Genomic DNA, 21,349 nt, shown 5'->3' with positions numbered 1-21,349 from the left:
GCGGGCAGGTCACCAATATCTACCGCAGATACGCTCGGGCTGCGTCTCATGCTGAGGGTTCATTCCATCAGTATGAGGACCGTGCCCATGAGCACGCCGAGCCCTACATCCGCCTCACCGACGTTTCAGGAAATTCGTACACACCTGCTTGAAATCGACCCGAGCCTGCGCACGCAAACCCAGGAGCCTGTCGTATTACCTGCCGAACTGCATGCGCTGGAACAACTGAACACTACCCTGATCAGCGCCAACAACGTCCTGCTGGCGAGGTCACGCAGCTTGTTCGAGGCATTGACGGGGGCAGATCTCACCCAAGCGGCCGGCAAGACGTTGCTTGCTCAACTCAAAACCGACTTGGACAAGCACCTGCTAGGCCTTGACGAAGTCAGCACGGTGGGCATTCAAGGCCGCAAGAGCTACCTCACCCAGGCGGCTGGTCTTGGCGCGTTGGAGCAGCAAGCCAAACTGGATGTGCGTGATTACCTGCTAAGCCCTGCCGAACAGCGCATGGTTGAAGACTGCTCCCGAGGCCCGGCCTTTCGCCCTGGCATGTACTCGCTCAATTTCAGCTACCAGGACAAAACCGTGGAATTTGCCGGGGCCTTCGTTCTTACGAGAAAGTCCAGCCCAGTCGTGGACAACCTGACGTTGGTAGAAAACCTCGGCCAGGTCTTGTTGTTCACGCCAAACAGGGGGCTGGAGGCCTTCGACTCTCTGGTGCAGCTCGACCAGAGCCTCAAGGCGACTTTGGCGCTACCGGCGGGTCGAGCGGAGTTCTGCCGACATTTGCCTGTACGTTATCAAACGCTGGATGTCGTCGATATCTGGCCCTTGCAATTGCTGCCCATTGACGGCGAGCCACTGTTCGAACACACCTACAACGCGATTATCGACAAGCGCAGCCAGGACATCGAACTGGCATTGAGCCTGCTGGACAACCCATTGCACGAGGCAACGCAGCTCAAGTCAGCATTGGACAACGCGGTGACAGCAGCGCTGCCAGACTTGTCGTCACGCTTGGCGTTCAGGCGCCAACAGCTACTCGAGCGCAGCGTCTATAACAGCCTGCCGGATTGGTATCGCAACGCGGCTGCGACGGACCAGCAAACCCTGAGTCGTTGCATGCAGGATTACAATCAGGCCCGGGCTACCTATATCGAGCTGCTGGGGCCTGTTGCGTCGCCTCAAGCCCTGGCAAGTTTCCAGTTGACCGAGTATCTGGACGAAGCGCTGGAAATCTACGACCTGGACCCGCGTCACCTGAACATCACCACCCGACGCAACGTCGCCAATGTCGGCACCTATGAGCAGACCCGCAATCTGGTGCAATTAAGCTATGACGGGCTGCATACCGACGACGAGTTGCCCGGCTCTGATTTTTTGACCACGACCGCCCTGACCTATGCCGACGCGCCACTGCAAGGTGACCATGCCGTTCTGAGTGCGCAAAGCCTGCTCCACATCCTCCGCGAACCTGGCCTGCAACCGCGCCTGGACTATGCCGCGCTGCAAAAAAAAATGCAGGCCGAAACTGGCTACAAGCAGGCTACTCGCGACCTGTTTGATCATCGCCTGGTGTTGCTTGCCTTTGTCGCCCGGTTGCGAGGCGACCTGAGCCCGGCAGACCACAGGTTGTTCGAAACGTTGCGGGCCGGTACGAACCCGCTCCTGTGCGCACGCACCGTGCTGCTGCATGGCGCGCAACTCAAAGACCTGTGGTTATTGCGCGAGGAAGATGCCAACGGCCAAATCCGACGCTTGCTGTTGTGCACCCCCGATTCGCCACGTGAGCGACAGTTCCTGGCGTTCACCACCGAGCTCGAATGCCAGGCGCATATCATCGGTTGGGCCGATGACAACACCCGGTTAAAGGGTCGCACCATGAGCGACTACCTGTTGGAGCAATGCCCGCTGCGTTTTCGGCCGAAGATGCACACGTTCCTCAAAGGCTTGGGCTTCAGGCCCGACGCAAAGGAACATGAGGAAGTGACATTTGGCCCTGTGTGCTCCCACACGATATGCCTGGACGCCATGGTCATGCATGGGCAAAGCGCAGCGCAGGACGACTACGAATACAGCACCCCGCTGTGGTATCGCTCAGCCCAGGCGGCGGACCGAACCCGGTTGACCAGCCTTGCCGAAGATGCCGCAGGTGCCTTGCGCGTCTATAACGCCATGCCCGATTCAGAAGCGAACTTCATTACCTTCAATGCCTATCTGCACGATAAAGCCAAACTCAGCCTGAACACGCTGCTTGGTCGCCGTCAGAATGATATCGACCCGGATAGCGTGTTTGTGTCGGCGCCCTGGCCGTTGCTGGGCGGTGCGCCGAAGCCCATTTCCTATACCCGGCTGTACAGGGACGGTTACACGGATAACGTCGGGTTCATCGACCCGAAATTCTCCACTTCGGCCACGTTCAGCGGGCCGGTGGGCGTGGACCTGAGCCGTTTGACCCCGCAGAACGTATCAAGGGCGGTGACGGGTGTATGGATCGGGCAACGCTACACCGACGAAGTGCGCGCCAACTTGCAAAGCGCGAGCAGTCCCGGTTACGCCAAACGGCGCGACGCCACCTTGACGATCACACAACTGCAGATGAAGTACGCCGCACTCGATGGCTGCCTGCGCGGTCATATCGCCCGAGTCGACTTGACCTGGTTGGAGCGTGCGATCGACAGCCTTGGCGACACAGCGGCGGCGATCCGCTCGACTTATCAGGTACATCGCCTGAGCATTGACGGCGATTGGGTGATAGGCAGCTACCTGTTCAGCCATGCAAGCAACCCGGTTTTGCTCTACACCCCCAACGCACCCGATGGCATCGGTTTTCGTGAAGCGAAGCTATTCAACTACTGGCTGAAAAAGGTCGACGGTGTGTCGGACTACCTGCAGGGTCGGGTGCCGGTCCCATCTCAGGTACGGATCGGAGCGTTTCTGAAGACTGCCCGCAATGGCTTGCCCGAAACGATTGACCGTACGACCCCAAGCCCGGCGCGCTATGACCGGATAACCCCGGACACCACCGTGAGCGACCCGCGCAATGATTTTTACAACATGGTGTTGCAGCGCAAAATAGACGATGTAGTTGCCACCACGGTCAATCGCACGGAGATGATCACGGGGATTCTTTGGACGTGCGTCGAATTGGTCACTGCCATCGCCACTATCCCTTTTCCCGTATTGAGCCTGGGCCTGGGTGGTTTGCTGGCGTTCAAGGACGCGATGCTCGCTATCAGTGCCTACCAACAGGGTGACACGGGCGAAGCCTTGAAACACTACATTGGCTACCTGGCCAATGTGGGCGGCGCTGTGCTGTTTGACTTTCGCCCGGCCCTTAAAGCACTGCGCGTGCGGCCGGTGACCAAGGCGCTGAAGCAGGCCACGCTGATCAACGATATAGACCCAGGCATTGCTGCCGGAATGAAACCTGTGATGTTCAATTCCGAGCAGTTCTGGATCAAAAACACACCGGACTCCCTGGGGCGGCATCTGCTGTTTCGCCGTGACCCAGTCACCGGGCAAATGCAGTCAACCACACGTGTGGTCAACCAGAACAGCGATGGCCATTGGGTGCGCTTCACGACTCCGGGAGGCGGGCGCCATACGCTACTGCGCGAAGAGGTCGACGAGTTACTGGTGCCCTACGAGATTGCACCCGAGCAAGGGAAGTACTTCAGGCGCGCGCTCGATCTTGAATATGTGCGCATCGTTACCAGCCCTCCGGACGACGCCATTGCACAGGGCATAAGTGACGGGGCCTATCTTCAGTTGAAGCCTCTACGCGACAGCTATCTCGATCAGATGAAACACCTGACTCAAGACGCGGACGCGTTTTATGCCTCGCCTCCAGCGCGCCCGGACCGTAGCGGCTTGCCGGTGCTGGCACCGGATTCCAGCCCATCTACTGCGCTTGCCACCCTGTTTCCACTCAAGAAGCGGCTGATCATTGGCGCATCCAATACCAGCGTTGCCAGTAAGCAATTACTCATCGAAAACCTGCCAGCCTTGAAAGCGCAAGGGCTCAAGCGCGTGTACGTTGAAAACCTGCCGGCCGATGTTTTCCGGACCAAACTCAAAATTATCAACGGCGAAACCCAGGGTGACGTGGCGTATGCCTTGAAACAGGTCGAGGACCATCTGGCGCGGGTAGACTCAGGCTTGGGCTGGGACGCGGACGCGCCTTTTACCTACCGTAAACTGATGCTTGAAGCCCACAAGCACAAGGTCGCGATCGACGGCGTGGACGCCTCGAGTTCTTATCATATGGAGCATGTGCTGGCGCTGTCTGAACAAGAGCGGTTTATCCCTCGCAACAGCAAACTCAGGAACTTCTATTCCCACAAAGCCCTTTCACAAAACGACCCCGATGATGGTTGGATCGCCCTGGTTGATCACACCCGCATAGGGAGCACGGACGAAGTGCCGGGGCTGGCCGATTTGCAGAATGTCATCGCCCTGCGTGTGGAGGATGTTACCCCGGGCCAGGCGGTGGGCATCTCGCCTGATACTGCCTCCGCCGCGTTGTCCCGGGGTGATTACCGGATGACCATGGCGCCGGCATCGCAAGCGTTGCCGACCGCGGGTCCTTCAAGGGCGGTGCCGGCGCCCGCTGCACCGTCCCATTACAGTGAGTTCGATCTGCCCGCGTCGTTTAAAGCGCACCTGGATGAAATGGTGCACTCGCATCGTGACTTGGATACTCGCTACGGCTTTGGGATTGGGCACCTGTATGAGGCGGCGTTCAAGGGGTTCAAGAACACCCGTAATCGTTTGGAGAAGGCCGCCAAAGCCGCCTTTGCCACTTACACGCCCCCGGCACGGTCCACCTTCGTCGAACTGGGTACGGTGGCCAGCGAAGAGGCGTTCGTCAAGCTACTGTACAAACTCAAGCGCGGACTGATTGTTGCTGAAGCGCATGCGGATAAGGCGAGTAAACAGTTCCTGATTAAATACATGAAGCTATTGAAAGAGCAGGGTGTGAAAACCTTGTATCTGGAACACCTGCTTACCGATCTGCACCAGCTTGAACTGGACGTTTTTTATAACACGCTGAAAATGCCGGAAAATCTCAAGCGCTATCTGAGGGCGCAGGACCTCGGCCATATGGGGAGCGGTTACACGGGAAAAAACACCTACACCAACGTCGTCAAAGCGGCGAACAAGGCGGGCATCCGCGTCCGGGCTCTCGACTGCACCGCCAGTTACCACGTCAAAGGCATGCACGACTTGAACGCCCGCCAGAGCGTGTTCAGTTACTTTGCCAATGAGGTGATCAAGGCTGATCAGGCGGCACTGGGGCCGCATAAGTGGGTCGCACTCATGGGCACCGCTCACGCCGACATCTATCAGGGTGTGCCAGGCATTGCGCAATTGCAGGATGCGGTCAGCTTGACGGTACGCGATGTCGCGCCCGACCATGCACTGCCTTTGCACCGAGGAGGCTGGGAAATCCTGGAGCGCGGGGTCAAGACGCCCGCGGGCACGGCCATGCGCAGTGACTTCAAGGTGCATGTCGGTGTGGCCGGTACGCCGGCGCCGCGCCCGATGGTTGCAGCGGATCGTACATGGATCAGAAGTGTCGGCGATTTTCTGATCGAGCGGCCTTCAATGACCCAAGCCAATGTGCTCCATCGTTCTAACACTGGAGATATCATTTCCACGCCTGTTCAAATTGACGATAAGGGGCAGTTCTTTATTGAGCGGTGGCCACAGTTGCAAGCAAAGCGTTACCCAAGTTTGGATTTTTTGATTCATGCACTCAAGACGGATGTGCAGTTGACGGCCGTTTCCGCTTCGACCCTGCCGAGCGTGCGCCTGAAAAACATCGGTGACTTCCTGATCGAGTACGCTTCATCCACCCAAGCCAGTTTGCTTCACCGTTCCAGGACTGGAGAGATTGTTACCACCCCGATAAAAAGTGACGAGCTGGGGCAGTTGTCTATCGAGCGCTGGCCGCTGTTGCAAGGCAAGCGGTACGCAACGATAGAAGGCCTGGTGGATGCGCTCAAAAAAGAGGTGCGTTTGACCGCCGTCGCCTGATCACAGCCTCTTGAGGGGCAGCCTCTCGTGAAGGGGCTGCCACAATAAATCGTGGGCACTCCACTGGGCTGGCGTAGTCTCATGGCCAGACACCCACGCTTATCCTGCGGAGCTTCCCATGATCATCGTCCACCACCTTAACAACTCGCGCTCACAGCGCATCCTCTGGCTACTTGAGGAGCTCGGCCTGCCTTACGAGATCAAGCGTTACCAGCGCGACCCGAAAACCAACCTGGCGCCCCCGGAGCTCAAGGCCATCAACCCACTGGGGAAATCCCCGGTTATCGAAGATGGCAGCCTGGTGTTGATCGAATCCGCCGCCATCATCGACTACCTGATCCGCCGCCATGGTCAAGGCCGCCTGCAACCTGATCCTGCCTCTGCGACCTACGACAAATATGTGCAATGGCTGCATTTTGCCGAAGGCTCGGCCATGCTGCCGCTGATGCTCAACCTCTACGTCGGTCGTCTGGGTGAAGCCGGTGCGCCGTTGCACCCGCGTATCGAGTCGGAAGTGGCCAACTACCTGGGCTATCTGAATGACGTGCTCGCGGATACGCCGTATCTGGTCGGTGACGAACTGAGCGGCGCGGACATTCAGATGAGCTTTATCGGTGAAATCGCCAAGGCCCAGGGCAAGTTGCAGGCCTATCCAAACCTGGCGGCCTGGGTGCAACGCTTCCAGGCGCGACCTGCGTACCGCAAGGCGGTGGAGCAGGGCGGGGAATACGCGTTCGCCAAATAGGTCAGGCCAGAAGGCACAATTGCCCCTTGTGGCGAGGGGGGCCAGCCCGCTCGCCACGGGGCTGTGTCCCCATTCTTAAACGCTATTGCCCTCGAAGCGCTTTAACGAAAACGCCGACAGGTCCAGGTCACTCGACCCACGCATGCACCACTGCGCAAATGCCTCACCCAGCGCCGCCGAATGCTTGAAGCCATGCCCCGAGCACGGCGACACCACCAGGGTGTGCTGCAACGTGGGGTGTTCGTCGATAATGAAGTCGTGGTCCGGCGTGACGGTGTAGGCACACACCGCCGCCTTGAGCACCTTGGCTGACACGCCGGTGACACGGCCCTTTACCTGCTGTTCGTACATCTCCTGGGCTTGCGCCGCCGAGACCGTGCGGTCCAGCGTTTCAGGCGTGGCCGTGGTGTGGGACTGCGCCGTGGCCAGCTTCATGCTGCCTTCGCCGGGCAACGCCGGGAACCCATAGTGGGTCTGACCTTGTTCGTGCGTGAGGATATAGGTGGGGGATTTGCCCACCAGGTCGGCCCCAGGCTCCAGCGCGAACCAGAACAGCTGTTGCCGATAAACACTCAGCAACCGGTCAAACGGCGCGCCGAGTAATTCGCCGGCCCAGTTGCCCGCACTCACCACCAGCTTGTCGGCCTGTAGCGTGCGCTGGTCGGTGGTCACCGTCACGCCATGAACATCCGAACTGATGTGGGTCACCGTCTCGCCCTTGTACAGCGTGGCGCCGTGTTGCTCGGCCAAGGTGAGTTGCACATCAATGCAGCGCTCAGGGCGCACAAAGCCGCCGCCAGGCTCGTAATAGCCGATGGCGCTGTCCGCCACTTGGGCAAATTGCGGGAAACGCTGGCGAATCTGCGCAGCGTCCAGCCGCTCATGTTCAATGCCGTAGGTTTGCGCCAGGCCAATGGTGCGCAGGGTGAAGTCGGTTGCATCGCTGGGGTCAAAGTCATCACGAGAGGTGAGCACCAGCAACCCCGACTGCTCAAACAGCGCCTGCCCCGACAACGCCTCAAGCTCACGCCAGATAGCGTGCGAACGGCGCACAATGGGCACGTACTGCGCGCCTTCGCCCACCGATAGCCGCGTAATACGCGTATCGCCATGGCTGGAGCCAAAACTGTGGGGCGGGTGGTGGCGGTCGATGCCGGCGACTTTTACACCGGCTTTTGCCAGTTGATACACCGTGGCGGCACCCATGGCGCCCAGGCCGATGACCAGCGATTCATAGCGTTCCAAGGTGGGTACTCGTGTGTGAGGTGAGGGCGTAGTTGAGGCTAAGGCGTGGGAAAAAACAATGGGGGATAAGGCGGTAGCCTGTACCCCGTTCAGGAAACCCACAGTTGATCTTCGTCGCCCCGCAATCCCCTGTGGGAGCTGGCTTGAACTGCGATAGCCGGTTAACACGAAGTCTGTGGCAGGTGGGCTGTTGTGGCGAGCAGGCTTGCCACAGGAGAAATTGGCTGCCTTCAAACGTTGTGTAGATACCCATAGCTATCGCAGGCAAGCCAGCTCCCACATTAGCGCCGCGTCAGGCCAGGCGTGCCCGCTGGTCGCCGAGGCCACCTCGGCGTCTTGTAGCGCCGCAGCCGTCAGTTCGCGCATACGTTGGTCCGCGCCGTTTGCCAGGGCCAGCTCCTTATTGGCCCGCGTATCGAACACCCAAATCACCCGCAGGCTTTGCGGGAACGCCGCGTAGGCAGGTGGGCTGTTGTGGCGAGCAGGCTTGCCCTGCGTTGGGCTGCGAAGCAGCCCCAGTAAAGGCACTGCATTTTTCCTGAAAGAACTCAGCGTCTGGGTTTGGGGCTGCTTCGCAGCCTAACGCAGGCGGTGCGACGATTCGACAAGCCTGCTCGCCACAGGAGAAATTGGCTGCCTTCAAACGTTGTGTAGATATCCATAGCTATCGCAGGCAACCCAGCTCCTACATTAGCGCCGCGTCAGGCCAGGCGTGCCCGCCAATCACCGCCATGCTGGAGGTTGCAGGCTTCTTCGCAATCAAAGCGCACGCAGCGCTCGATTTTCACCGAGGCCACTTCGGCGTCGTGCAGCGCAACAGCCGTCAGTTCGCGCATACGTTGGTCCGCGCCGTTTGCCAGGGCCAGCTCCTTATTGGCCCGCGTATCGAACACCCAAATCACCCGCAGGCTTTGCGGGAACGCGGCGTAATCGACCGTGTGAGTCAGCCACTCGAAGCCCGGGATTTCAGCCTTGGCGGTTTCGCAGGCGTCGGTCAACGTGGCGACCAGGCGGCGTTCGAGGCGGGCGGTGTCGCGTTTGGTTGGGGGCATCAAAAATCCTGAGATTCAATAAAAGTCATCACATCATCTGGCCCGTATTCACGGATTAGCCAGTTGTTCCTATCAGTTCGAAGTGAATCGCCTTAGACCTGTATGTCACACCGCGCCTCAACAGCGTGCAGCCGCAAAGTCAGACCCGATGCGAAGCACACCACCACGTGATGGTCGGCGGGGAAGGTATCGCAGAGGTAGAACGTTTCTGTCTCGGCATCGGCCGCCACAATGCCGATGGCGTGAAGCACCGTGTCGTCTTCAATCGGGCTGTCATGGCGCCCTTCGGCCGAAAAAAAACTCACGCCATGGAACGTGACGGTGATCTCCCGAGGCTCTTCGGGCGGCACCCAGTCCCCGGTCCGCCGTGTAAACCTGAGCGACAGCGTGCGCTCAGACAGCGCGTAATGGATGTCGCTGGCGACATAGAAATTGTGCAGGTCACAGGCGCGTCCTTCGACCTCAACCTCTATATGCCCGAGTGCAAAACCATGGAATTTCATCGCGCCTGCCTATCGCTGCTGAAACGCTACTTTCAGCCCCAGCCCCATAAACAGCGTGCCGATGATCTTGCCTTCCCACCGACGCAGCTTGGATAGCCCCTTGAGCCCGCGACTTAACGGGCGAATCGAGAGTGCCAGCAAACTCGTATAAACCGCGCTGAGCCCCGAAAAAATCAAGCCCAGCACGGCAAACTGCACCAACGACGAACCCGATTCCGGGTGTACAAATTGCGGCAGGAACGCCAGGAAGAAGATCGCCGTTTTCGGGTTCAACACCTCAGCCCCAATCGCCTGGAAAAACGCCTGGCGCGGCGTCACCGCCGGTAGCTCCAATCGCGCATGCGTGCCGGTTTTGGCCATGAACGCGCGCACGCCCAGGTAGATCAGATACGCCGCGCCAGCCCACTTCACCGCGTTAAACGCCGCCGCCGAAGTCATCAAAATCGCCGACAGCCCCAACGCCGCGCACAGGGTGTGAATCAAATCGCCGCACGCCACACCCAGCCCGGTCGTAACACCGACCTTGCGCCCGCCTTGAATTGTGCGGGTGAGCACCAGCAGCACGGAAGGGCCGGGGATCAGGAAAAGGCCGAGCACCACGGCGATGTAGGTGACGAGGGCAGTGAATTCAAACATGGCGGGTTATCTCGCAGATGGGCGCGGCCTACAGTAATCCTCATGTAGGCAGCCAATGCAACGCCGATCAAGCAAACGCGGCGACCATAAACGCCTCCAAGCCTTTCTCCTCCAGAATCTCGATAGAGAAATGCCCGAAGCGCTTAGGCAACCAAATGATCCGTGTGCCGGACGGCGACTGTAGATCCGCCAGGCTCAAGGGCCGGCCGTTTTCATCCTGCGGCTGCACACCCTCGGCCATCAACTCGGCATAGGCCACCTCGATATCCGGCGTGGTGTAGCAATGCCGATAAATCATGCCCTCACCGTGCGCGTCCAACAGCTCGCGCAAGTTGCCCGCCACCGGCTGCACCAGCATAAAACGCTCCAGGCCCATCAACGCCACCGCATATCGCACATGCAGCCCGCCGCGTTCCCACACCTGGGTGTTGGAGATTTTGGCCTTGAGGATCTTGGCGTAATAAGCGCAGGTTTCTTCAAGGTTCTCGACCAGTACGTCGACGTGGCTGAACTTCAGCTCCATTACAGGCCCTCTTGGCGGGTGTGGATTCAGGCGACAGTAGCCGATTTACAACTGTTAACGAATTGAAAGTCGCGTTCGATATAGGCTTCGAACAGTCCTAACCCCTGTTCGCCGAGCCCTCAACCATGAAATTGCCCGCCATCGCTGCCGCATTTTTTGTACTCGCCACCCTGCAATCACCCTGGGCACAGGCCGCAACGCCCATCACCCACGTCGCCATCTACCGAGGCCCGGCGGGCTGTGATGACTGTTCCGAGAACGTCAAAAACGCCTTGCTGCGGCTCAGCCCCAACTATCAGATCGACTTTGTAGGCGCGGATGAAGCCATCGACATCACCCCGCAAAACCTTGCACGCTATGACCTCTATGTTCAGCCGGGCGGCGGGCAGGATATTCCGGCTGCGCTCGACAGCTTCGGTGATGCACGCGTGGGCGCCATTCGAGACTACGTGGCCAAGGGCGGGCGCTACCTGGGGTTATGCATGGGTGCTTATCTTGCCGATAACAGCAACTTCGGGTTGATACCCCAGGACCTCGACTCCGAAGCCGGGCGACCGGGGTTTGAAGTGCGCGGGATTGAAGACGCGGCGGTACGAGTGGTGTGGGATGGCAAGCCGGACAGTGTGTTCTATCAGGATGGCCCGTACTTTCCCAAGGTTAAGGGGCACGCGCCGTATACGGTGATTGCGACTTATCGCAATGGCGATGTGGCGGCGGCGCGGTATCGGTATGAGAAAGGTGTGGTGGTGCTGAGCGGGCCGCATCCGGAGGCGGGGAAGGAGTGGTTTGAGAATGCGGGGATTGCGGTGAGTGAGATGCCGCGGGGGGAGTTGTTTGGGGTGTTGGTGGGTAGGGTTGGGGAATGATGTGTGTGTCTATGTTTATTTGGTAGATGTTCGTCGGAAAGGCTGCTTTCGGCCAGTAGCTGCCGGTCGCTATGGGCTGTAACCGGCCCAAAGTCGTCGTAGGCGGTGAACTGCTTCCGGCCAAAAGTGGTCCCGCGAGCTATGTCAGCATGTGAAGCATGTCCATGAAAATCGGACCTGAGAGATCACGTATTTCTCCCTTGTCAGCAACCAGGCTACCTACAGCACCGGCGAATGACGTTTGGTCATGCGCTGGGATGTCCAAGCTGCCAATGATCTTGTAGCGAAACAGCCAGCCGCAAGCGACGCGACCTAAGTGTCCGCCCAGTACACCCTCCCGAGACATCATCGCCAATGGCAGGGACGCCAGCTATAGCATGTTCCTGCCGGTCGGCAGCAACGAGATATTCTCGTTGAAATTACTTCACCCCTGATCACGCAAGGCCCTGTTAGCCTTGGCAGTTTTCCGGCTCTACGATCATTACGACTTCACCGCGTTGAGCGCCGGTTGCAAGGCAAGGAAGAAACACCTACACAGGAACCTCCGTCCTGATCAGCGTACCGCCTTCGGCCAGATTGCGGGCAGTAATGGTACCGCCATGGGCCTGGCAGATCGCACGGGCGATGGACAAGCCTAGCCCGCTCCCCCCTGAGTAACGTGCCCTGGATCGTTCTGCCCGCCAGAAGCGGTCGAACACGCTGTCCAGATGCTGGGCTTCGATACCTGGCCCTCGGTCACCGACTTCAATCACCACCGACCCGTTAACCCTGCGCGCCGTCATATTCAACTCGCCTCCCCCAGCCGCATAGCGCAGCAAGTTATCGACCAGAATGTTGATCACCTGGCCCAGGCGATCACGATCGGCGTGCATTCGAAGCCCATCGGGAATACTGACCTGCGTTCGCACGTAAGCCTCATCCAACTGTGGCTGGAACCAGGCCAACCGCTCCGCCACCAGAGCGCCCAGAGAAAACTCGCTGCGCTCCAGCACCATCCGGCCAGCACGGGCCATCGATAACAGATGCAGGTCATCCACCAGTTTTCTGAGTTGATCGAGCTGACGTTTGACCATGCCCAACTGCGTGGCATCGCTGGGGAACACCTCATCGAGCATACCCTGCACGCGCCCCATGGCGGCGTTCAATGGAGTGCGCAATTCGTGGGCAATGACCGCGCTGGATTCACGCACATCGCGTTCATAGCGCTCCAGTCGCATGGTCATGCTGTTGAAGTCGCTGAGCAGTCGTCGTAGCTCGTCGGGGGTATCGCGGTGCACAGGCAGGCGCGTAAGGAAATCACCGCCGGCGACCCGCCGGGCTCCCTGGGCAATCGCAGAGAACTGGCTGGACAATGGCCGCGAAAACCAAAGGCCGCAGGCTATGATGGTGGGGATCGCGGCCAGCACCAGGCCGATCAGTATCAACCAGTCGCGATTGGCGATAGCCGGCTGGAAATAGGCCAGCGGATAGTACTGGGCAACCAATTGACGCAAGCGTGCCTCATTGAGCCCTGGCTCGGCACGCAGCGCCAGCAACTCATCGCGTGGCCCCGGCGGAAGATGCTGCACAAAATACCAATCCGACAGTGTGACGTTGATCCACATGCACACAGAGATCACTACCACTGCGCCAATTGCCAGCAGGCTCATGCGTAGGCCGATCCAGCGCCACATCGGTTTGTCGTTGACCTGCGGTTGCTCAAGCATGTGAGTTACCTGAATCGATAGCCGATAGAGCGCACCGTTACCAGTACGCCGGTGATGCCATGGGTTTCCAGCTTGCGGCGCAGGTTGTGCACGTGGGTGTCGACAACGCGGGCCAGGGCTTCGCTTTCGGGCAGGCAGATTTCCAGTAACTCATCGCGGGTGAAGGCCTTGGACGGCGTCTTGAGCAACGTCACCAGTAGCTTGAACTCCGTTGGGGTCAGGTCCAGCCATTGCGGTGGTTCATCGCCTTGCTCGATGGCCGCGGTAAAGGCGACAATATCCACTCGCAGGTTTTCATGGCGAAGTAAGTGTTCCACCGGTTGGTTGCCGGTGGTGCGCCGCAACACTGCGTGCACCCGCGCCACTACTTCGCGCGGACTGTAAGGCTTGACCACATAGTCGTCCGCGCCATAGCGCAAGGCACCCAGCTTTTCCGGTTCGTCACCCATGGCCGTTACCATGATCACAGGCGTGTCACTGCTGCGGCGCACGGCCGACAACACCTCTGTACCACTCAAACGCGGCAGCATCACGTCGAGCAAGATAAGGTCGGGCTGCCAGCTTTTGTGCAGGTCGAGCCCGCGCTGGCCGTCTTCGGCCAGGGCCACCTCATAGCCATCCCGGAGCAAGTAGGCTTCAAGAATGCTGGCGCTGTCGGCGTCGTCTTCGACGATGAGAATACGTTTTCCTGACACAAAGAAGCCTCTTGATGAAATCTTGATAATTTACGAACGGTTTATTGAAAGTGTGCTGCCAGTATTGCCCTACGCCCGCTTTCGCGAGCCGATCCTATGCCGACCACTGTATCGCTGTCCAAGCCTATCAACGTGCCTGAACAGCTCGATAAGGGAGAGGTGCCGTATCGCTCGCCGGCGGGCGCACTGCTGTCTTCTTTTGCACAAAGGGCTTGACCATGAACTTCACCGCTCCCCCTACCCGCAAGGTCCTATTGGGCGCCGCCACGCTGATGTGCTTCGCGCTCGCGCCCCAGGCTCACTCGGCCGACGCCAGCCCGGCAGCCGATGAAACCACCATTACCCTGGGCCTTGGCATCGGGGGCACGCCTCGCTACATGGGCGCTGACCGCTATCGTCCGCTCGTACTTCCGATGCTCAGCATCCAGCACGGAGCGTTGTTTGCCGACACCACTCGCGGCGTGGGCCTGCAATTTCAATCCGACAGTGGTTTCGGCACCAGCGCGGCGATCAATTACGACCTGGGCCGCAAGCAGAAGGACACCACAACCAGCCCCGGCGGCGACGAGCTCAGAGGTATGGGCGATATCAACGGCGCAACCGTCGCCAACTTTACCCTCAGTCAACAACTGCTTGATTGGCTGTCGATCAACGCTGAAGCCGACATACGCATGGCCGGCGAACACCGTGGCAACCGTTACCGATTTGGCCTGGAAGGCATCCTGTTGCACACAGGCCGCGACACCCTGAGTCTGGCCGTGGACGCCCATGCCGGCGACAGCCGCTACAACCAGACTTTCTTCGGGGTCACACAGGCACAGAGCCAACGCTCGATCTACAGCAAATACTCCGCAGACGCTGGGATCTATGCTTATTCCGCCAGCTTGAACTGGCAGCACACCCTGGACACGAACTGGTCAACGCTGGCCAGCCTTACGGTGACTCAATACGACGACCAGGCCAGCGACAGCCCGCTGGTAAGACACCGAAGCTCAGGCCTGGGCCTGTTTGCAATCAACTACACCTTCTAACAACAAGATCCCAGGTATGCAGGCGCCAGATGAACTATCCCAGGGGCAGATTCTGACTCTGAGCGAATGGCTTTTCGGACCGCGCAAGGTTCTACCCTTCCGGGTTAACACATGATGATCCGTTTGAAGCACCTATCCAAAAGAGCCGTGCTGCTCGGCGCGTTATTGATGAGTATCGGCAGTCGAGCTTCCCCCACCCTGCATACCGAAGCGTTCGTGCATCCTGGGCTGCTCCAGACTCAGGATGACTTCTCACGAATACGCGAAAAACTAGCCAACTATAACCAGCCGTGGCTGGCCGGTTGGCAGAAGCTGATCGCCAACCCCCATGCCTCATTGGCATGGCAGCCCAACCCGGTGCCGGTGGTTTACCGCGCTTCAGAAGAACCGAATAACCACAGCGTGCTGTTCAGCGATAACGCCACCGCGTATGCACTGGCCCTGCGCTGGCAAATTTCGAACGACCCGGCATATGCCGACAAGGCGGTGAGCATTTTGAACCGGTTGTCCTCAACCCTCACCGCGACCAAAGGCAAGCCCGTCAAAGCCTTGGCGGCAGGCTTGCACGGTTATCAACTTGCCAATGCGGCCGAACTGCTGCGCACCTATCCGAAGTGGGAGCCGGCAGACTTCCAGCGCTTTCAAAGCCTGATGCTCACTGTCTTCTACCCAATCAATCATGACTTTCTGGTGTACCACGATGGCACCCCGCCTGATCACCATTGGGCCAGCTGGGATTTAGCCAACATGAACTCGATGCTGGCCATCGGCGTACTGACCGATCGCCGCGACCTCTACAACGAGGCTGTCGACTACTTCAAGCACGGCAGGGGTAACGGCGCCATCGAACACGCGGTGTGGAAGATCTACGGCCGTGGCCTGGGTCAAGTCCAGGAAAGCGGGCGTGATCAGGCACACGCCATGCTCGACATCGCGTTGCTCGGCAGTTTCTGCCAAATGGCCTGGAGCCAGGGCGACGATCTGTTCGGCTACCAGAACAACCGCGTGCTGCAAGCCGCCGAGTATGTGGCCAAGTACAACCTGGGCCAGGAGGTGCCGTTTACTCCCGTGATCCGCCGCAGTTTCAAACAGGCGGCCATCTCGACTAAACACCGGGGCGACACCCGGCCGATATGGGAACTACTTTACAACCACTACGCCGTGCGAAAGGACCTCAGCGCGCCGAACGTGCAGGCCATGGCAAATAAAGTACAAGTGGAAGGAGGGGGCGGGGATTATGGGGCTGACAACGGTGGCTACGAGCAACTGGGGTATGGGACGTTGCTGTATTCGTTGGGGGAATACGGTTTGTCGGAGATGCAATTGATGCCGTAGAGATATATCACCAAAGTTGCACTGCGCATTACACAGCGTCGTTTTTACCTATCAATACGCAAAGGTGCGTAGTCAACGAGGAACGTTAGCAGGCGCGTCAAAGAACAAAGACACCGACAGGGGTTGGGCGCCGTGGGCCTGCACAGGCTATATGCAGTACTGCCGGTGGATTGCCTCGGGAGTATTCGTTGTTCATAAGCACTGGAAATGGCTGGAACAGCAGTCGATTATCTACTCGTTTGGTTTGAATGTCTGGGTATTTGCTCTGAGTGGATTTCGGACCTCGCGACAGGCAGAGATCGGCCGATTTCTGCCTGTCACGTTGGGCAAAAATCTACCCAAAGCGGACGTTCGGCACAATCAGAAACCGGGCACAAGGGATCCGAAGCGTCGACGAGACGTGGGGCAGTTCAGATGGCTGCTTAGGGGGCATATCTCTTTTAAAGTCTGCATCTGCGTTGACTTGCCTAGGAGATGGCATGGTGACAAAATGCCATTACTAATATTGTCCGGCGCCGCTCAAGAGGGATCTAGCAGTGACCACAACATACCTCAAGTACTTCCCCAAGCCTGTCCTCGACGATCTCGTAAACGGCAGATGGCTGCCAATAATCGGGGCGGGCATGTCCTTGAATGCCCATGTCACGTCAGGTCAGAGACCTCCGCTTTGGGGAGAACTAGGTAAGCTTCTCGAAGAAGATCTGATTGACTTCAATTCCTGCGGCGCTCTGGACGCGATCTCAGCCTACGAGCATGAGCTGGGGCGCGCGCGGTTGATGGATAAACTCACGCAGGTGCTGCTGATACACGAAGCGCAGCCAGGGGCGGCGCATAAGAGCTTTTGCTCCATCCCGTTCGATATCGTCTGCACAACGAACTTCGATTTCCTGCTGGAGCAAGAGTATCGGCTCGGGCCCAACGTCGTTTACCCCATCCTTGAAGAGGAGCAGCTGTCGCTGAATTCATCCAAGGCGGGGGTGAATCTGCTCAAGCTACATGGTGATCTGCACCATCCAAGAAGGATGGTGGTCACCGAAGCTGACTACGATGGCTTTCTCACAAACTATCCGCTATTTGCAACCTACCTAGCCAATCTTCTGATCACCAAAACGGCGGTCTTAGTCGGCTACAGCCTAGACGATCCAGATTTCCGGCAGATATGGCATGTGGTCTCGCAGCGGTTGGGACGTACCAGACGATTTGCTTACACTATTGTCGTCGGCGCTAACCAATCTGATATTTCCCGATTCGAGCGTCGCGGAGTGAAGGTGATAAATCTCCCAGGTACGCGTGACAAGTACGGAGAGATCTTGGCCTCCGCGTTCGATGAGCTTCGAGAGCTGCTGAGGGACGAAGCCTTCACTGTGATGAAGCCGACTGAAGAGCGAGCGATGCAAGAGCTATCGCTTCCACGGTCAGCACCATCGCGGCTTTGCTTCTTCTCGCTGCCATTGGACGTTCTGCCGTTCTACAAGGACCAGGTATTTCCCGCCCTGGAGGACATTAACCTCGTCCCGATTACGGCTGATGGCGTTATTTCTCCTGGGGATATGGTGATTGCGAAGCTGGACGCACTCATCGATCGGTCGATTGCCATGGTCATCGATCTGTCTTCCAACTGGACGATGGTTGAACTGAAGATGGCGAACAGTCGAGCGGCGTCAAGGAAGGAGAAGGGCAGGTCGCTCAAACTGATAGTAGTGATGAGGAAAGGCCAGCACTTGCCCCTTGCTTTGGAGGACGTCACGGTGATTTATCGGCCTGATCTGCTGACCTCTGAGTCAGAAGATTTCGCTTTGGATCTCATCACAACCCTAGAAAGAGAGCTTCCATCAGATCGTAACTCTCAACAGGATGAGGCCCGCCGACTCCTGAGGGTAAGGGAGTATCGCGCGGCAATCGTTTCGGCGATTACCTATCTTGAGGGTGAATTGCGAAGCGTGATGCGCCACAGGGATGAGGAGAGCGCGTCAAGGCCAAATCACCAGACGTTGCTGGGCATGATTAAAAATGCGGTTAGCCTGGGCGTTATCCAATCTGAATGGCACCCTAGACTGCACGAGTGGATTCACATCAGGAACAGCATTGTCCATTCGCGGAGTGATGCAGAGGTATCTCAACGAATGGCAAAAACCATCGTGGATGGGATCATCCAAATCGTGAAAAGCTTCCCTACTTAAATGAAATCGGCTTCTACGACTGTTTTGAGGGTAACGGTGTATTGTAGGCGGGCCGACCAGTGTCAGCAGGAACAGCACCGGCGAAACCCAAATTGACCAGGCCAAGTTCGTTGACGAAGACATTGACCATGCGCACCGGGCTGGTATCGCTGACGTAGTCGTCTAGACTTTCGGGGGCAAGGTGCTTTGGCCTCGACGTTCACCTTGTATGAAACGCTTCATGGGCGATCTTTTCGATGAAATCCTGATGAATCATGTCAAGGATTCGCGAAGAGGTTTTCCACACTCCTGGCAAAAAGTGGACGCTTCGCTTACTAACTTTCGTTCGTAGAACAGCATGAGTAGTAACCATGATCAGCTGACAGTTGCGCGTTGCTACCGGTGGCTATAGGCGAGCAATGTTGCCACATTGGTATTCTTACCCCCCACCAGCTAACCTGCCAGTCTCAGGCCATCAGCCATGGACGCCCCTAGATGCAGCCACCCAAGAAATACTCTGTTGTTTTAGTAGATTTAGATGGTAGGCACACGCTCTATCCGATGAAAGAATGGTGCCGTCAGAATCCGAATGAAGCGCCACCTATCGATCCAAACACGAATTCTCAACAGCTTCGTCGTGCATTCGTTCGTATTGGATGGGCCACTGAAGAAACTGAAACACAGGTTCTGGTCCTGCATCCCGGCATACCTAAAGCAGCTATCCAAGCCATCGAAGACGAAGACCTGGCTCGTGGAGACGAAGACACGCCAGATTCAGATCGAGAGACAGTTTTTGAACTAGAATGGCAGCTACGCGACTTCATATCCCACAACATCGAGTCATTGAAAATAGAAGGTAAATCCCTTCGCCTCTATGTCGATCCTCAAGGTCGTGATGGAATCGAATACCATACGGACGTTGGGGCAATCGACATACTCGCACTTGATTCAGATGACGCGTTCGTGGTTTTTGAACTGAAACGTGGGCGTGTGGCAGATCGTGCCATCGGTCAAATCAGCCGCTACATGGGCTGGATTAAGAAGAACCTTGCGCACGGGAAGATTGTGAAGGGCGTCATTGTCGCGAAATCCATCAGCTCAAACCTACGTCACGCTATCGTGGCAGTGCCTAATGTTTCGCTGTTTGAGTATGAAGTAGCGTTCAGCCTGAACCAAATCCTTGAAGCAGATGGACCAATGTAAGATGAATTATGAGGACTGAATAACCCCAACCTTCGTAGCCCCATCAATTGACGGCTACTGTAACGAAGGGCAGCAAACCGCTATCAGCGACATTACTGTTTTTTGCCTTACGCCCACTGCACGCAGCCAACCCCGTCGGCGTTGAGCCCATTTTTAGCTTGCTGAAACGTTTCATCAAGTTTATAAAAATGGCACAACTCCAAGAAAGGCTGCCGCCATGACCCCGCTCAAACTCCTTGTTGCCCTCAGCGCTCTGTCCGCTGCCTCCCACGCCATGGCCTGGGATTACGTTCTGCTCGACACCGACAAAGCCGCCCAGCGCTGGCAGATCACCAGCCAGCAACTCGGAATAAATACCGACAAGCCCTTCAGCGTTACCCTGCGCACCTTGCACGGCGGTCGGCAGGAGGGCGTCAGCATCGTCGACATCGATAACGGCACCATGAAGCTCTCGGTAGTGCCGACTCGCGGCATGAACGTCTTGCAGGCCTCGGTCGGCAATGTGCGCATGGGCTGGGATTCTCCGGTCAAGGAAGTGGTCAATCCGTCCTTCATCGAACTCAATGGCCGCGGTGGTCTGGGCTGGTTGGAAGGTTTTAATGAATTGGTCGCCCGCTGCGGCTACGAATGGGTCGGCCACCCCGGCGTCGACAACGGCGAATTGCTGACCCTGCACGGTCGCGCCGCCAATATTCCTGCGAACAAAGTCACCCTGCATATCGATGAAAAACCACCGTACGCCATCACCCTGCGCGGCGAATTGAAAGAACAGGCGTTCAAGAAGGTCGACTTCTCGGTCGCGACCGAACTGGTCACCGAACCCGGCAGCGTCGTGTTCGCCCTCAACGACACCCTGACCAACAACGGCGACTATCCGAAGGAATACCAGGCGCTGTATCACAGCAACTTCAGCACCCCGTTCCTGGAGCAGGGCGCTCGTTTCGCCGCGCCGGTGAAACAGGTGTCGCCGTTCAACGACAAGGCCAAGGGCGATCTGCCCGACTGGCAAACCTACCGCGCACCGACCAAGGACTACGACGAAACGGTTTACAACGTGGTGCCGTATGCCGATGCCAAGGGCGATACGTTGACCGTGTTGCATAACAAGGCCGGCAGCCTGGGCGTTGCGGTCGGCTTCAATACCCAGACACTGCCGGTGTTTTCCCTGTGGAAAAACACCGACACTCAAGGCCAGGGCTATGTCACGGGGCTGGAGCCAGGGACAAGTTTTTCCTACAACCGCCGTTACCAGCGCCCACTGAACCTGGTACCGACAATTGGGCCCAAGGAACACAAGCAGTTCCGCATCAGCTACAGCTTGTTAGCGGATAAGGCAGCGGTGGATAAGGCCTTGAAGCAGGTGAGTGAGATTCAGGATGGGCGGGAGACTGAAGTGCGGCAGACGCCGTTGGTTGATCTGACCAAGGAGTGATGCCGGCTGGAACATTGTGGGCCGATATTGCGGCCCTTCGGCCAAGTGTTCGCGTCTGATTCCGTTGGCTTGTTCAAGGTCCGCCCGCGAGCGCGTGACCTTGGGCCTGCGACTGGCAGCAATAGATCAATGCCCTGCGGATGTCATCGGACAGCGCTCACTGATGCTCTGGATAT

The 21,349-nt window shown here is 57.9% G+C and carries 16 protein-coding genes and 2 pseudogenes; 8 read left to right on the top strand and 10 right to left on the bottom strand.

The annotated features are described in order from the left end of the window. The first annotated feature begins 87 nt into the window (after nt 1-87). Nucleotides 88-6,042 (top strand): membrane-targeted effector domain-containing toxin, encoded by a 5,955-nt coding sequence (locus HBO41_RS00085; protein ID WP_169984713.1) that lies wholly within the window; start codon nt 88-90, stop codon nt 6,040-6,042. Nucleotides 6,043-6,160: 118 nt separating this feature from the next. Beyond that, entirely contained in the window at nt 6,161-6,787 is a 627-nt protein-coding gene (locus HBO41_RS00080; RefSeq protein ID WP_017136952.1) for a glutathione S-transferase family protein, read from the top strand. Between the two features lie 75 nt (nt 6,788-6,862). On the opposite strand, the gene solA is transcribed toward HBO41_RS00080, so the two are convergent. The 6 genes from solA to HBO41_RS00050 all read right to left on the bottom strand — a co-directional run bounded on the left by solA (nt 6,863) and on the right by HBO41_RS00050 (nt 10,746). Continuing rightward, nucleotides 6,863-8,032, bottom strand: a complete 1,170-nt coding sequence (gene solA, locus HBO41_RS00075; RefSeq protein WP_169984711.1) for an N-methyl-L-tryptophan oxidase — start codon at nt 8,030-8,032, stop codon at nt 6,863-6,865. A gap of 255 nt (nt 8,033-8,287) precedes the next feature. Further along, a complete protein-coding gene (locus HBO41_RS00070; protein ID WP_169984688.1) occupies nt 8,288-8,560 on the bottom strand; it encodes a hypothetical protein in 273 nt (90 codons plus the stop codon). Between the two features lie 173 nt (nt 8,561-8,733). Beyond that, on the bottom strand, nt 8,734-9,084 hold the full coding sequence (locus tag HBO41_RS00065) for a hypothetical protein (protein ID WP_169984709.1): 351 nt from the start codon (nt 9,082-9,084) through the stop codon (nt 8,734-8,736). A 92-nt stretch (nt 9,085-9,176) separates the two neighbouring features. Next, entirely contained in the window at nt 9,177-9,587 is a 411-nt protein-coding gene (locus HBO41_RS00060; protein WP_169984707.1) for a hypothetical protein, read from the bottom strand. Between the two features lie 9 nt (nt 9,588-9,596). Continuing rightward, nucleotides 9,597-10,223: a LysE family translocator gene (locus tag HBO41_RS00055; RefSeq protein ID WP_099548976.1), complete on the bottom strand. Its 627-nt coding sequence runs from the start codon at nt 10,221-10,223 to the stop codon at nt 9,597-9,599. A gap of 67 nt (nt 10,224-10,290) precedes the next feature. Further along, on the bottom strand, nt 10,291-10,746 hold the full coding sequence (locus HBO41_RS00050) for a VOC family protein (protein WP_099548977.1): 456 nt from the start codon (nt 10,744-10,746) through the stop codon (nt 10,291-10,293). 125 nt (nt 10,747-10,871) lie between these two features. On the opposite strand from HBO41_RS00050, the gene HBO41_RS00045 reads away from it, so the two are divergent. After that, a complete protein-coding gene (locus tag HBO41_RS00045; RefSeq protein WP_169984705.1) occupies nt 10,872-11,612 on the top strand; it encodes a BPL-N domain-containing protein in 741 nt (246 codons plus the stop codon). Nucleotides 11,613-12,142: 530 nt separating this feature from the next. On the opposite strand, the gene HBO41_RS00040 is transcribed toward HBO41_RS00045, so the two are convergent. Together HBO41_RS00040 and HBO41_RS00035 are read right to left on the bottom strand one after the other, a co-directional pair. After that, complete coding sequence (locus HBO41_RS00040; protein WP_169984703.1) at nt 12,143-13,318, bottom strand: cell wall metabolism sensor histidine kinase WalK; 1,176 nt, start codon at nt 13,316-13,318, stop codon at nt 12,143-12,145. Nucleotides 13,319-13,323: 5 nt separating this feature from the next. Further along, nucleotides 13,324-14,013, bottom strand: a complete 690-nt coding sequence (locus tag HBO41_RS00035; RefSeq protein WP_169984701.1) for a response regulator — start codon at nt 14,011-14,013, stop codon at nt 13,324-13,326. A gap of 218 nt (nt 14,014-14,231) precedes the next feature. Here HBO41_RS00035 and HBO41_RS00030 point away from each other — a divergent pair, with 218 nt between their 5' ends. From HBO41_RS00030 to HBO41_RS00020, 3 genes are all read left to right on the top strand, one after another. Continuing rightward, nucleotides 14,232-15,044: a MipA/OmpV family protein gene (locus HBO41_RS00030; RefSeq protein ID WP_169984699.1), complete on the top strand. Its 813-nt coding sequence runs from the start codon at nt 14,232-14,234 to the stop codon at nt 15,042-15,044. Nucleotides 15,045-15,158: 114 nt separating this feature from the next. Next, the gene (locus HBO41_RS00025; RefSeq protein WP_169985248.1) at nt 15,159-16,379 is read left to right on the top strand and encodes an alginate lyase family protein; all 1,221 of its coding nucleotides are present in this window, start codon (nt 15,159-15,161) and stop codon (nt 16,377-16,379) included. Nucleotides 16,380-16,915: 536 nt separating this feature from the next. Beyond that, nucleotides 16,916-18,559, top strand: a complete 1,644-nt coding sequence (locus tag HBO41_RS00020; protein WP_169984697.1) for an SIR2 family protein — start codon at nt 16,916-16,918, stop codon at nt 18,557-18,559. Between the two features lie 40 nt (nt 18,560-18,599). On the opposite strand, the pseudogene HBO41_RS00015 reads toward HBO41_RS00020, so the two are convergent. Then, nucleotides 18,600-18,781, bottom strand: a pseudogene (locus HBO41_RS00015) (IS5/IS1182 family transposase); the annotation flags it as partial. A 252-nt stretch (nt 18,782-19,033) separates the two neighbouring features. Here HBO41_RS00015 and HBO41_RS00010 point away from each other — a divergent pair. Beyond that, nucleotides 19,034-19,741: an endonuclease NucS domain-containing protein gene (locus HBO41_RS00010; protein WP_169984695.1), complete on the top strand. Its 708-nt coding sequence runs from the start codon at nt 19,034-19,036 to the stop codon at nt 19,739-19,741. 217 nt (nt 19,742-19,958) lie between these two features. Next, on the top strand, nt 19,959-21,173 hold the full coding sequence (locus tag HBO41_RS00005; RefSeq protein ID WP_169984693.1) for an aldose 1-epimerase family protein: 1,215 nt from the start codon (nt 19,959-19,961) through the stop codon (nt 21,171-21,173). 15 nt (nt 21,174-21,188) lie between these two features. Here the strand turns inward: HBO41_RS00005 and HBO41_RS29430 are convergent. Beyond that, nucleotides 21,189-21,293, bottom strand: a pseudogene (locus HBO41_RS29430) (Mg chelatase-like protein); the annotation flags it as partial. Nucleotides 21,294-21,349 lie beyond the last annotated feature (56 nt).

This window comes from Pseudomonas sp. WS 5146 (assembly GCF_012985495.1).
GTDB lineage: Bacteria > Pseudomonadota > Gammaproteobacteria > Pseudomonadales > Pseudomonadaceae > Aquipseudomonas > Aquipseudomonas edaphica.
This window is presented reverse-complemented; position numbering and strand designations above follow the sequence as displayed.

Excerpts from the sequence above, each read along its gene's own strand:
- HBO41_RS00060 (WP_169984707.1), bottom strand. The coding sequence starts at position 9,587 with ATGAAATTCCATGGTTTTGCACTCGGGCATATAGAGGTTGAGGTCGAA.
- HBO41_RS00055 (WP_099548976.1), bottom strand. The coding sequence starts at position 10,223 with ATGTTTGAATTCACTGCCCTCGTCACCTACATCGCCGTGGTGCTCGGC.
- HBO41_RS00085 (WP_169984713.1), top strand. The coding sequence starts at position 88 with ATGAGCACGCCGAGCCCTACATCCGCCTCACCGACGTTTCAGGAAATT.
- HBO41_RS00045 (WP_169984705.1), top strand. The coding sequence starts at position 10,872 with ATGAAATTGCCCGCCATCGCTGCCGCATTTTTTGTACTCGCCACCCTG.
- HBO41_RS00030 (WP_169984699.1), top strand. The coding sequence starts at position 14,232 with ATGAACTTCACCGCTCCCCCTACCCGCAAGGTCCTATTGGGCGCCGCC.
- HBO41_RS00025 (WP_169985248.1), top strand. The coding sequence starts at position 15,159 with ATGATCCGTTTGAAGCACCTATCCAAAAGAGCCGTGCTGCTCGGCGCG.
- HBO41_RS00010 (WP_169984695.1), top strand. The coding sequence starts at position 19,034 with ATGCAGCCACCCAAGAAATACTCTGTTGTTTTAGTAGATTTAGATGGT.
- HBO41_RS00005 (WP_169984693.1), top strand. The coding sequence starts at position 19,959 with ATGACCCCGCTCAAACTCCTTGTTGCCCTCAGCGCTCTGTCCGCTGCC.
- HBO41_RS00065 (WP_169984709.1), bottom strand. The coding sequence starts at position 9,084 with ATGCCCCCAACCAAACGCGACACCGCCCGCCTCGAACGCCGCCTGGTC.
- HBO41_RS00040 (WP_169984703.1), bottom strand. The coding sequence starts at position 13,318 with ATGCTTGAGCAACCGCAGGTCAACGACAAACCGATGTGGCGCTGGATC.
- HBO41_RS00080 (WP_017136952.1), top strand. The coding sequence starts at position 6,161 with ATGATCATCGTCCACCACCTTAACAACTCGCGCTCACAGCGCATCCTC.
- HBO41_RS00050 (WP_099548977.1), bottom strand. The coding sequence starts at position 10,746 with ATGGAGCTGAAGTTCAGCCACGTCGACGTACTGGTCGAGAACCTTGAA.